We start from the raw sequence: 14,733 nt of genomic DNA, 5'->3' as shown, positions 1-14,733 counted from the left end.
GCCTGGTCAACCACCACATTTACCGATGATACCTGGACGGAGACATTTACGCATGATGGTACTTCAGAGGAGATAGCTGCAGAGACGGTTACTGTTTCATCGAGCAGTGGAGCAACGGATGTTGCGGGGAATGCGGATGTAGGAGATACCTCACCATCTTTTGTAGTGGATACTCAAGTACCAACATTTGTAAGTGCTACATTTTATGATTTTGATAATGATGGAAGCATTGATGAAATTTTGGTTGAGATGTCTGAGCCAATTGATGAGTCGTCTATTGAAACCGCTGATTTTCAGATTGGCGGAGTTGCCGCAGTATTTACAGTGTTGCCTGGAGGATCAGTCGGTGTTGACAATGCTAGTGATATTTCAACAACTGATCAATTTTTCACTTTAGATGTAGATTTAGGTAATACCGCAGACCCGACATTCGAATATATTCAGGATAATGCAAGCGCAGAATTATCAGATTTAGCTGGTAATGAAGCTTCTAATGATCTGTTCATCACTACGATCGATGCGGCACCACCTGTACTGACAGGTGTACAATTTGAAGATTTAGATAATGATGGGTTTGTTGACAGGGTTGTTTATGTGTTCAGTGAAGTTGTAAGTGATGCAGATGACAATGATACTCATGTAGTAGCTGAAGTAGGTTCGATTACGCTACCTGATGGTCAGCCTGCTGGGGGCTTTGTGGATGGGGATATTGTTGTTTCTGACGATGGGACATTCGGTTTTGTTGCTATCAACAATATAACTGGTCAGATTACTGAAAATACTTCTGTTGGATCATTTGACGTTTCTGGAGTAAATGGCCTTTGGGATGATGAGCATGATCTTACTTCTATTGGTGATGGAGCTGAAAATCACATAGATGCAGCAGCTCCAATTATAGTCGCAGCTGATAACATACTTCAAGCCAGTAACGCCTATTTGCAAGTAACTTTCTCTGAAGGTGTTTACAATAGTGGTGGATTGGCTGTATCAACAGCGGGATCTGAATTTACCTTAAACTTTTTGCAGAATACAGGTACTGCAACGGCAGCCGTGATTGATGACCTTACGCAAACAGACGATGCGACCCCAACTGCGGCAGGGGATAATGTCATTCGCTTTCAATTAGCTGTTACTGGATCTACCAACGGAAATGAAACAATCGCCATCGTACCTACAAATGGTACTTCAGTATATGATGCTTCAAATAACCCGATGTTAGGTACTCAAACCACAGGAGTAATACCCTTAAATGCTGTTGCTAAGGCTTCCTTTGTGGATGCATATATGGATGCTACCAATTCATTTCTTATCGTGGAATTTTCTGACCCCATGAGTAGAGATGGAAGTGATGATGGGAATAAAGAAACACAGTGGAGAAATGATCGAGGACTTTTTTATCAGAGCTACTCTGATGGTGGTAGTGGTGTAGTTTTTAGCTTACCTACTAGCGCTGACATGTTAAAAGCGGATGGATCTGCTATTACCGTAAATGGAGAAGGAGCACAAACACAACTGAGGGTAAATACTAGTTCGGTAACAGGGACGCCAACCGGACTAGAGAGCTTTCAAGTATATAACCCGTCTGTATCAAAATTGAAATCATTTCCAGGTTCAAAAACATTAGATCCGGGAGCAACCATTACAGTCTTTTTATCTGATGAGTTTGGAGACTTATTTAATAATGCTACAGCAGTTGCTTATGATCGTGATAATGATGGTATTATTGATTCAGTCGCAGTGGACATGACAGACGACATCCTTGATGCAACCATTGATTTGAATGACTTTACTTTCGGCGGTGTAAATCCAACTGGATTTGATACAGGAACAACTTCAGATGATGATTTATTTGCTTTATTGTTTACCACTTACCCTCATGGGACGGGAGTTACTTCTACATTAGATTATACTTCTGATGGATTGAGTACTCGTCTAACTGATGATGCAGGGAATAATATTGTTGATGGTTCTGTTAGTCCAACAGATGCAGCATTACCTCGCATAGCCAGTGCCTCAATTAACTCATCGAATGCTTATTTGGAGGTGATCTTTTCAGAAACAGTTTATCCAGCGGATGGAACAATTAACCTGGCTGACTTTGATATAACGATTTTCAATAGTACAGCTACTGTAACGGTAACAGATGTTTTAGATGCACAAGGGAATAGTGGCCTGGCAAGTGAAGACACACTTAGGTTTACTCTCAATGTAGCACCAAATGCTTTAGCTCCGGACGGAACAGAAACAGTTGAGGTTTCAACGGATGGAACAACTTTCGATGATGTTGCTGCTAATGGACTTGCCGGATCAGAGACTACCGGAGCGATAAATCTAAATGTAGTTACGGATCAAATTACTGTGACGAACATTACTTATTCTGTGAAAGCAGCTGATCAGGGATACATCGAATATACATTTTCAGAAGGGCTACTCTCGGGAGATGCAGGTACAGCTAGAATTGCTAATTCAACCAGCGGAATTATTGAAACTGGAAATTGGACCAATGGTTCTGCTGATTCACCACAGACCGATGATGTTAACTTTCAATACGCTGCAAACGGATCACCTGTAACTATTGATGATGCTGACGCTACTGATATACAGTGGACTGATAATTCAGATAATATTATAGTTTATAATACTGGTACTGGTGGATATACAGGGACGGTATTTCGATTTCACCTCAATGATATAAATGGAGGACCATTTAGAGGCGTTGAAACCTATACAATCAATGCCGTGGACGGTCGTGTGAGTGGTCGAACAACTGGGGGACCATGGATAGAATCCAATAGCTATGTATTTACACTCCCGGATTTATATAGTGATACCTTGGCAAGCGTTCAAGCGTTTGATGTAAATGCAGATGGTAATATTGATGAAATTGTAATCACTTTATCTGATGACATTGATGATACAACTTTGCCTGCAAGTTTGGCTGACTTCAGTATTAATGGAGGAATTAATAATGGAGTATCACCTTCATCTGTGGTTGCTACACCATTAAATGGAATTGATCCTAATAATCCAGATGACCATATTTTCACCCTTGGATTCACCTCTTATGTAGGCACTGCGGTTGATGGTAATTTAGATTTCACACAAGGAAACCTTACTGATGACGCTGGTAATGTTATTTTAACAGGATCGAAAACGCCTGCAGATATGGCTGGACCTGCTATTCTATCAGCGATAACGGCAGATACCGATAATAATGGATTTATTGATGAAATATCAGTCAACTTCTCTGAAACGTTAACTGTAAATGGGAATTCTACTTTTTTTACAGTTAGTGAAGGTGTAGATACTTACACTGTTAATACAGCTACGCCTAGTGGCAGTCAGGTAACTCTAAGTATTTCAGAAGGTGCCTATACTGGAAACGGAACATGGCCACCTGCAGTCTTGGGAATGGATACGTACATAACGCCGGATGTTACTGTTAATCCTCTTTATGCTGAGGATGCAGGGGGGGCTGATAATGTATTACAAACTTTTACTAATACAGATGATGGAGCGGCTCCATACATTGCAGTTAATACAAGTAGTGGTAATGCAACCCCTGATTTTTCAGGAGTGGTTGATGACCCTAATGCTACCTTAATCATTAGTGTTGATGGGGATACCAGATCAAATGCTTCAATTGTGAATAATGGTGATGGGACATGGAGTTATACAAGTGCTGCGGATACGCATGTAGATGGACCAATTACGGTTGGATCACAAGGATTCACCACCTATGAAGTGACAGTTATTGGTATTGACTCGCGAGGTAACAATAGGACAGATGTAACTTCCAATGAATATACATTAACCGGAGGTGCTAATGTGACAGCACCAACACTAGGACCGATTTGTACATCTGATGGTTTTCAGCCTCTTGGTCAAATAATCATTGATGAACAAAGTAATGGAGATTTTAGTGCAGGAACCAACGTAACTATGAGATTCACCTTGCCGGAGGGATTTGAGTTTAACACTGCTGTTTCTCCTAACTTTTCCGGGTCGACATTCGGGGATATCAGCGCAATTAGCAGTGCGTTTATAGGAACAGCCTCTTTTAGAATAACACTAACAATTGACAATACAATAGCCGATGATGATTTATATATTGATGATTTGCAGGTGAAGGCTGTATCAGGAGGTGCTTCAGGAAGTCTTGAAAAAACAGGTGGAACGGCCGTATTATCAACCTCTGCAACCAGCTTTGCTAGCATGAGTAGCAATACTAGTCCCCCAGCAATAACATTTATAACCGATCAGGATGGAGTGAACCTTGTGGATACCACAGTTAATAGAGTAGCATACATTGATGTAGTATATTCGGCACCTACTGCTCCACCATTCACGCTTGGCGAGGAAGTTACTTTTGGGGGAGGAGCTGTTGGTATTGTTGTTTCAGACGATGGAGCATCCAACTTGCAAGTGTATCTCACAGATGGTACAATAGCTGAGATGACTGGAGTTATTACTGGTGGAGTCAGCGGTAATACCTCAACAACCACTTCAGCATCATTTAACAATATTGGTATAGTTTCCTTTTCATTAGATGCCAATATTGTAGGGCCGGATGTGGCGAAATGGTATGATGTTTCACTATATGATACACCTCCGGGTCCAGCTGATTCATTGATAAGTACTAACTCTCTAAATACAAACATTGATTTGGGTGTAACTAGTCCTGGACTCTATACTTTTGACATAGGATTGAACGATGGAACATGTGACAGTGAATCACTTAGATCGAATGTGTTGATTTATGATGACTTAAGTCCAGAATATGAACACACCTTCACAAATAATATCTACATAGAGGATGATGATAGAGATACTATTTATTTAAGTCAACCTGTAAATCATACAGTTTCTGTTAGCGGGGCTGGTGTTACTGTTACTAATCCTTCCGCGGCGAATTTATTGGTGTTGTTTGATCCATCAATTGCTGGCAGTACAAATTCTCCTCATACTATAACCTATCAAGTTACTAATAATATTACCGGAGAATCTGTTACATTGACAAGACAGATGACTGTCAACCCTGTAACTGAATTTTTTACAGTTGGACCTGGGCATACCAACCCTCCGGAAGAGATTTATTGCATTGATGAGCTTCCGGTGACCTTAAGATTGGATCCTACCCAATATGGACCCGATGTAAATAATGATCTTCAGTTTAGTAGATTCTTTTATAGAGAATGGATGAACGCTGACGCTATAGGAGGCCCCCCAACTAATGGATTCTATGAGCGAAGACCAGCTGACTTGGGAGGATCTTATCCTTGGGCAACAGATATGAGTTTGGAGTCTGCCAGCTTTACTTCGTCGCTTGCGGCTCTAAATGATGGAAATGGTAGTGCGTTATTTGTTCAAAGGTTAACATTTGATCCCATAGGGGGCAATACAATTCAAGATTTTGAATACTATTTTATATATGGAACTCCTTTAGTCAGCATTAGCAACCTAGAATCTAATTATTGTGATGTTGATGCGGCTTTCACGCTGACTAGGGATTTACAATATGTGTCTTCATTCACTGCGGATGATCCAAATGCTGCAACTACACGATGGAATAGAAATTATACTATTGAAGCAGGTGAGCCTATTACCAATGGCTATATACTTGAAGTATGGAATGGATCAAGTTATGACCCATATGAGGACTTTACCTCCACAGGACCATTTGGAATAGTTAATGAATTTGATCCTTCGGATCCTGATCAAGATGGAGACACAGATGAAGATGAATCCGGTCAGTATCGTATTATCTATGTAACTGAAAACTTAACACCAGCTGGTTGTTCTGGACAAACCTCAGCAATTCTAAACATTAGGTCTCCTGAAGCTACGCCATTCTTGGACGCTACAACTAGAACAGCTGGTTCTTCATCTGGATTTTTCAATAATTCTACTCCAGATGCTGGAATAGATGCGGATGAATATGTATTGGAATATTGCGTTGGTGATGTCATAACTTCATTTACAGCTGTTGAAGAAAGCGTGTATAACTACAATAATTTATATACCGGTATTCTTACCTTTCCAGCAGGACCTGTGTTTCAGGTTAATGAGACCTTTGTCGGATTGACTAGTGGTGCAAAATCAGTTGTTACATCAGTCACTGCTACAACTGTAGAGTTAACAAGTATTACAAGAGATTTTATAGTTGGAGAGACCATTCAGGGGCTAACTAGCGGATCAGTTGGTACTGTATCTTCTTTTTCTGAATATGTTCTTACAACTGAAAATATTCAAGGCTTGACGAGTGGTGCTACAGCAACGATTACGGCATTAGGTGACAATCGTTTTGAATTCACTCCGACAGGTGGAACCTTTCTCTTGAATGAGAATTTCATTGGATTAGGTAGTAGAGATATTGGACGGTTAACAGGGTTAGGGGAAATCTCATGGTATAATGAATCCGAACAGCTGATTAATGCTTTTGAAAATAATTACTCTATAACTCCAGGAGCTGTTGGTTTAAATGTTGATGGAAGTTTTGCGCTGAGAGCTGAGGAGACTCAGGTTTTCTATTTCAGCACAACATCTATTTATGACTGTGAGTCAGAATTAAGGAAGGTAACAGTAAACGTGTTTAATATTCCAAATGTTCCCGTTGTGAGTACGGTAGGATGGCCTTCCGCTGTAAAGGTTGGTAATATTTATACATTTGACTACTGCGTTGAAGATGATGGTTCTTCTACCACTCCAGCTCAGATCTCTTTGACTGACCTGTTAGAGGACGAATCTTACAATATTAGTAGAAGGTTCTGGGACGCTTCGGCAGGATCTGCAGTAACCACACCTATAACCTTAACAGAACCCGGTACTTCAGACACAGACCCACAATTAATAACTGTGCCGGATATCTTTGCAGGTGATTCTGTTATCTATTTAATATCAAGAACTGAAAATATTAATCTTGAGCCTTATAACAATTTTGCCGGATGTACGAGTGATTCCATAACAGTCAATATAGTTGCTCAAGAAGAAGCTTCACCTCCTACCAATCTTGATTTTAATGCCAGCACCACAGAATTCCATATTTGTGAAGGAGACAATTTGCCAAATATAAATCACACTTTTATTGATGGGGTGGATGAATATATTTGGTATGAAGGCGTAGATGGTTCCAATAATGGTATTACACGAATCGGAGACCCTCTCGGCGTTGGAGATCCTATGACTGAATCTACGCTAGAAACAGCAAGTACGATTACCTCTATTAATTCTCCTGGGGTATATACTGTGTACGTTTCAAGAAATAATGATATCATTTTATCTCGTGGATTCGATGGTTGCGAGAGTGAGGCAGTTCCGATCACAATTACTACACATGCAATTCAAGGTGCGCCAAGTATTGTATCTGATAATGGAGCTGCCAGCAACTTCGTTGATCAGGACGCCAATCTTACAGATGATGTTTACAATTTCAAGATTTGTTCGGATCAGCTTGACCCTACCTTCACGTTTGTGGCTGGCGATTTGTATGCTGGTGATGAACAGGTGGAATGGCGAGTACAAGGGGAAACTAATCCAAGATTCATCGGTGAACAACCTACATTTAGCAATCTCGGTTTGGTAGGACTTTCCACAGGACAGGTCATATATGAAGTTATTCAGGTAACTGACACACTTACCGATTCGTATGGGAATTTTTTTGCAGGTTGTGAGAGCCCTGTTGCTCAGCTTATAATAGATATTGCTGATCCAGAAGATTTAGAAATTGTCAATCATTTAGGAAATACATTAAGTGACTTATTCTGTCGCGATGATGATCCTTTGGGAGATATGTCTGGCAATTTAACCATCGAGTTGGAAGTTAATAGCGTCACTGCCAATACTAGTAGAATAAGTTCATTCACTATTGATTCATACACAGAGACAAATTTTTTAATCAATGGTCCAATTGATGGTACAATTTCAGGTTCGAATAGTTTTCCAACAGTAAACCTAATCACATTGCACGATGGGGTAACAGGTTCGCAAGCAGTTGGAGGAGATCCTACAGTTCATGTTGTCTCCTTTACTTACTCGGATGAGTCTACTCTTTGTGAATCTATTGTAAGTAAAGCTTTTTATATCTACCCTGATCCGGATATCTCTATTACATTCAATGGAACAAATGCTGATATGCTGGAATTCTGTTATGATGATCCGGATATAGTAACAACAGGAGTAAGATATGATGATGACATAATTCAATATGTTGCTTCAAACTCAGGTACTTTTCAACTTAATGGAAATCCGCTATCATCTAGTAATGGAGTAGCAGCTATTGACCCTTCAGATCCAGCAGTCCATGGAAGTGATCCATTTGCAACTCAGTCAAGTCATATTATAAGCTACACTTATACAGATGCATTTGGGTGTATCAATACAGTCGACAGAACTATTTTAATAAATCCATTACCACAAATTGCGGATAATGAAATAAAGTCTGCCAGTACATGTGCTGAAACAGATATTAAGCTTTTTGTTGAAATGATCCCAAATAGTTTAGGGCAAGGAAAAGATGCATATAATTTCATTTGGAGAGTTGGAACAACAGAAGTTCAAAACCTTGACGGAACTGCAGGTGGAGATACATTGGTCTATAATTTAGGAACGCTAAATTCTGCCCAGTTCAGTGTTGATGTGACATACATTGGAGACGGTAATCCTAATGATTATGCTACCATGTGTCAATCATCTATAATTGGCCAAACAATAACAGTAGGTGAAGCACCTTCTCCATCAATCGTTTGGGTTGGTACAACTGCCAATAATCCTGATGGTACTGACTTCAGAATTACTGAGGATAATGCGGGCTTGCCTGACGGGGACGTGAACTATGTAGAGTTCTTTGTGAATGGTGTTTCTCAATTTGTAACTACTACTCCAACATTTCCATTAAATTATAACTACAATCCAGGTTCTCCTGGTTACAGCTTTAATACTGCAGGTAGCTACCCTGTGAGAGTAATAATGAGAACTACTGCTGGATGTGAGGTGGATACTGAAGTAGAATACGGAATCAGAAATATTGAAATCATCGATCACCTCGCTGGTTTGACCTCATATACTGAGAGTTTTGAATCAGGTGCTGGCGGTTGGACGGTAGAAACGCTTTCGCTGGATGGAAAGGATAATAGTCTTTTGACCTCATGGGAAATAGGCAGCAGTGTTCCTGGTTCGGCAAACTTTGATGGTTCTAATGCAGTCTATACAAATGGATATCAGCCATCAGAGCAGTCCTTTGTCTACTCTCCATCGTTTGATTTGTCGGCATTTAGTGCACCAACTATTAGCTTCCTGAGATATGAGGATTTCGAAACATTCCGAGATGGAGTGGTATTACAAATGTCCACAGATGATGGTAGAACATGGGTGAATGTTGGCAGCTTTGATGACAGCCAACCGGAAGGATTAAAGTCAACTCCAAACTGGTATAACAGAGAGGCAATTACAAGTGCGCCGGGAACTGTTTCCCCAGGTCCATTATCTACGGCTAATAACGGTCAGGGAATTGGGTGGGCATTAAATAACGATTGGGACGAAGCGATTGCGCCATTAGCAATACCAGTTGGTGAGGAACAGTACGTGAGATTTAGATTTGCGCTCGCAGCTCAGGCTACACCTAAGACAACTAATGGATTTGCGTTTGATTTAGTGCAGATTTATGATCGGGAGCAGGTTGTTCTCTTGGAGCAATTCTCTTCTACACTTGACGCGTCTAGTAAGACGATAAATAACATAATTGATAATGCCCCAATTTTCAATGGCAATGATGTGGTACGAATAAATTATTTCACTGATTTTGCTAATAGTGGCGCCAATAGGGATCAACTAAATCAACGAAACACTTCAGCTCCAGGAGCTAAAAGTTCGTTCTACGGAATTGAGGATATTCCTAGTATGGCCATCGCTGGTGAGGCAGAGCGAATAACTAATGCTTCTCAGCTGAGTGGAAGTATATCAGCACAGTTGACAAATGCGAAGCTTGTTAATCCTGGTTTTGATATAGCAATAAATGCTTCCATAGATGCTGAGAACAATCTGACGGTTGGGGCGGACTTTACAGCAATTTCTGAGATTGCTAATACCAATACCAAATTGGGATTGTTCATTGCTATACTTGAGCCTCAGATAATAGTCGATGGCGTTGATGTTCAACCTATTGGATTGTATCAGGTGAATGATACCATTACCAATGTGCTTCGCAAAATGTTGCCAAGTGCTGCCGGACAATTTGAGCAAGGTGCGATTGCGGTCAATGATGTCTTGAGTATTGCGAATATCACATGGCCAGTGTCTAACATGTATGTAATGGATACGTTGACTGTGGTTGCATACGTGCAAAACCTGACAACCAAGCAAGTACTGCAGTCTGATGTGATGGGTCTTAGTAATCCAAATACGGAGTTAGCTCTGGGTGTGGATGAACTGGCAGACTTCTCCCTATATCCAAACCCAGCAGACAAGCAAGTTACTGTGGAGTTTGTGGATGGTATCACCCAAGATACCGAATGGGTGATTTATGATCAGGCTGGTAGGGAAGTGCTGAAAGGTGATATTGCGAAGGGTACACGAACCATGACGGTACGAACTGCTGAGATGCCTTCCGGTATGTACTTCATCCATCTGTATGCGGAGGATCGTAAGCGACAAGCTAAACGAATCATGATTGTCCACTAGGACAACTATAGAATAGAAAAAGAAAAGCCCCTGATGATTTCATCAGGGGCTTTTTTGTGATTTAGGATGTCGTCTTCGACAGGATCAGACTGACATGTTAAACGACAATATTTACTATCTTCTTGGGCACCACGATCACTTTGCGAGGGTCTTTGCCATCCATCCATTTTTGAATGGTTTCGTTGGCTAAGGCGCCTGCCTCTACTTCTTCTTTGCTGGCATCAGCAGGGAAGCTGATCTTTGCTCGCATTTTTCCATTGACGGAAACAGGATACTCGATGGAATCTTCTACCAGGTACTGCTCTTCGAATTTCGGATAGGAGGCATCTACTACGGAAGTTTGGTTTCCTAGTTTGTGCCAAAGTTCCTCAGCAATGTGTGGCGCAAAAGGAGAGAGAATTACTGTCATTGGTTCCAAAATCGCCCGCTTATTGCACTTTAAAGAAGAAAGCTCATTTACGGCGATCATGAATGTACTGACAGAAGTATTCAATGAAAGTCGATCAACATCTTCAGAGACTTTCTTGATTGTGCCGTGAAGTACCTTCAGTTCATCTTTTGTAGGTTGCTCATCAGAAACTTTGAAAGTATCTTCTTCGTGAAAAAGCGACCAGAATTTTCGTAAGAACTTATAGACACCTTCAATGCCATTGGTATTCCATGGCTTGCTTTGCTCGATAGGTCCAAGGAACATTTCATACATACGCAGGGTGTCCGCACCATACTTCGATACCAGGTCATCCGGGTTCACCACATTAAACTTGGACTTGGACATTTTTTCTACTTCCCATCCGCATTTGTATGAATCAGAGAGTACAAATTTTACAATCGAGTCTTTTTTTCCTCTAGTAAACTCACTAATTATCAACTCATCATCCTTAACAATACTTACATCAACGTGCAGTTTTTGAACTAAATATTCTCTGTTGAGGTCAACAGGTGCAATTCGTATTCCAATATCCTTTAATTCTTTAGTGACTCTATTAATTTGATTAATGAATTCTGCTTTCAAAGAGTTACCTGCTTTGAAAATACCATTATCATCAAATGCGTCATAAAACTCTTTGCTGATGTAAATTTCTACTACTTTTTCAGGTTTCTCTTTATTACCCCATTCACTTGGATAGCTTATAGCGTCTGGAATGAATCGATAAACGAAATTTGACCTTCCCTGAATCATCCCCTGATTAATCAGCTTCTTAGCAAACTCATCTACCTCGATGATTCCTAAATCGTACAAGAACTTCGTCCAGAAGCGGGAGTAGAGTAGGTGACCGGTTGCATGCTCACTTCCACCCATGTAGAAGTCTACATCCTTCCAGTAATCTCTGGCTTTCTTGCTGCAGAACTCGCCATCGTTGTGTGCATCCATGTAGCGAAAGAAATACCAGCTGCTGCCAGCCCAGCCGGGCATAGTAGATAGCTCGTATGGCTGTCCATTGTGGCTCCAATCTTTGGCTCTGCCCAGTGGCGGGTCACCATCTTCGGTAGGGAGATACTCATCAACCTTTGGAAGATTTAATGGCAATTCTTCATCTGGTACCAGCTTAGGAATCTCATCTTCATAGTAGACCGGGATTGGTTCTCCCCAATACCTTTGACGACCAAAAATGGCATCTCTTAGCTTGTAATTCACTTTTCTCACCCCAATTCCACGCTTCTCTACTTCCTGAATTCCCCGTTCTATCGCATTGGCAGGAGAAAGTCCGTTGAGAAAATCGGAGTTGATGATCTTTCCCTCTTTGGTTGGATCTGCCTCTGTTTCTGTCAGTACCTGAGCATCATTGATGATTGGGATAGGTAGATCAAATTTCTTTGCAAAATCAAAGTCTCGTTGATCACCACTTGGTACCGCCATCACAGCTCCGGTACCGTATCCGGCCAGTACATAGTCAGCGATATATACTGGAATCTTATCACCCGAAAACGGGTGAATGGCGTAGCTTCCGGTAAATACGCCGGTGACGTTTTTCGCATCGCTCATGCGTTCACGCTCCGAACGATTCTTCGCGACTTCTACGTATTCTACCACAGCTTGCTTTTGCTCATCGGTAGTGATAGTAGGAACTAATTCACTTTCAGGAGCAAGAACCATAAACGACACTCCAAAAATGGTGTCTATACGTGTGGTAAACACCCTGATTTTTTCATCATGTCCATCAATGTCAAAGTCAATTTCTGCCCCGTAGGATTTCCCAATCCAGTTTCGTTGCATCTCTTTGATAGGTTCCGGCCAGTCAATTTTATCCAGTCCGGAAAGTAACCGATCTGCATAGGCAGTGATTCGCATGCTCCACTGCGGCATTTTCTTTTTGATAACCGGATGACCACCTCTCTCTGAAAATCCATCCTTCACCTCATCGTTAGACAATACAGTTCCTAAAGCTGGGCACCAGTTTACAGTGGTTTCCGCTTGATACGTTAGCCTGTATTTTAAAAGAAAGAGCTGCTGTTCCTTTTCTGAATAGCCATTCCATTCGTCTGCGGAAATGATTGGAGTGTCAGCGTCGCACGCTGCATTAATGTTTTTATTTCCTTCTTTCTCCAGCTTAGCAACTAGCGTATCTATATGCTCAGCTTTATCCGTATCATTGTTATACCAGCTGTTGTAGATTAGTTTAAAAATCCACTGTGTCCACTTGTAAAATTTAGGATCACTTGTACGCAATTCGCGAGACCAGTCATACGAAAAGCCAAGTGCCATCAGCTGCTCTTTGTATCTGGCAATGTTTTCATCTGTAGTGATGGCAGGATGCTGCCCGGTCTGAATCGCATATTGCTCTGCCGGAAGACCAAAGCTGTCAAATCCCATAGGGTGAAGGACATTGAACCCATTGAGGCGCTTAAATCTCGAAACAATATCCGAGGCAATATATCCCAGCGGATGGCCTACATGCAAGCCTGCACCGGATGGGTAGGGAAACATGTCTAAGACATAATATTTTGGTTTATCGGATTCATTTGGCACCTCATATACTTTCTGATCTCTCCAGTATTGCTGCCATTTTTTTTCGATCTCCTGAAAATTGTAATCCGCCATTCGTTTGTGAAATTTTAAAGCTGGCAAAGGTAAAAGATGCAAAGAAGAAATGAGCATAAATATGCTAGGTCGAATATATACCTTGTAATGTGTAGGACTATATTTATGCGAATTCCATTTGTCCTATTGAAAATTAACTACACACATGAAATAGGTTTACAAATGAGGAAACCATTGAATGAATATGCTGTCTTTATCTCAAACACACTCAAATAAGAAGGAATGAAGAATATTTTGACTTTAGCTATTGTTTTGTTTGCTGTTCAAGCTTCATATGGACAGGAAAGTGATACTACCAAAACTGAGCAAAAACCTGTAAAAACGGACACAGTACCATCACCAACTCCACAGCCAGCAGTAAAAACGGATGACACACCAAAGATTATATATTATCAAAGTACAGAGCCCGAGAAAAGGAGGGAAAGACGGCAGGATATAAAAACCTTAAGTGGCTCGATGAGTCATAGTGGTGGATTTGGAGCGCTTTCATTTAGAAGCACCAAGTTTAGAGATGAGTCTTTAGTGATGGGAGGATTGCGTGGTGGCTGGATTATAAATCGTACCCTCGGAATTGGAATTGAAGGACATGGCATCATCCCAACTGCAAAGTTTGATGATATAGAAGCCGGACAAGAAGTAAACATCCTGGGAGGTTATGGAGGAATGTTTCTGGAGCTGATTTTCTTCTCCAATGAGGTAGTGCATATCACATTTCCCGTTTCAGGAGGAGCGGGGTGGCTTGGCTATCATTTGACCAATGTAGATAATACCATGCCAGGTCCAATAGATAATGAGGTGGATAGTGATGTGTTTTGGTATGTTGAGCCGGGAGCGGACTTGGAGTTTAATATCAGCCGAAACTTCCGGTTGGCCATGGGAGTGAGTAAGCGTTTTACACAGGATCTGGAGCTTGTCAATACCGAGGCAGATGCTTTCGACAAGTTGAATTACTTCATCACGCTCAAGATAGGTGGATTCTAAAACACAATAGTCTGATACTAAAAAAAGCCCCTTCCGTT

Annotated in this window: 3 protein-coding genes; 2 read left to right on the top strand and 1 reads right to left on the bottom strand. The window is 41.1% G+C overall.

Annotated elements, in window-relative coordinates:
- The first annotated feature begins 165 nt into the window (after positions 1 to 165).
- On the top strand, positions 166 to 10,674 hold the full coding sequence (locus ACEQZT_RS15760; RefSeq protein ID WP_370090427.1) for a T9SS type A sorting domain-containing protein: 10,509 nt from the start codon (positions 166 to 168) through the stop codon (positions 10,672 to 10,674).
- Positions 10,675 to 10,771: 97 nt separating this feature from the next.
- Here ACEQZT_RS15760 and ACEQZT_RS15755 read toward each other — a convergent pair whose 3' ends face one another.
- Complete coding sequence (locus ACEQZT_RS15755) at positions 10,772 to 13,714, bottom strand: leucine--tRNA ligase (RefSeq protein WP_370090426.1); 2,943 nt, start codon at positions 13,712 to 13,714, stop codon at positions 10,772 to 10,774.
- A 222-nt stretch (positions 13,715 to 13,936) separates the two neighbouring features.
- Here ACEQZT_RS15755 and ACEQZT_RS15750 point away from each other — a divergent pair, with 222 nt between their 5' ends.
- The gene (locus ACEQZT_RS15750; RefSeq protein ID WP_370090425.1) at positions 13,937 to 14,695 is read left to right on the top strand and encodes a hypothetical protein; all 759 of its coding nucleotides are present in this window, start codon (positions 13,937 to 13,939) and stop codon (positions 14,693 to 14,695) included.
- Positions 14,696 to 14,733 lie beyond the last annotated feature (38 nt).

This window comes from Ekhidna sp. (genome assembly GCF_964218185.1).
GTDB lineage: Bacteria > Bacteroidota > Bacteroidia > Cytophagales > Cyclobacteriaceae > Ekhidna.
The sequence above is the reverse complement of the archived record's forward strand: the minus strand, read 5'-3'. Positions and strand labels throughout refer to the sequence as shown.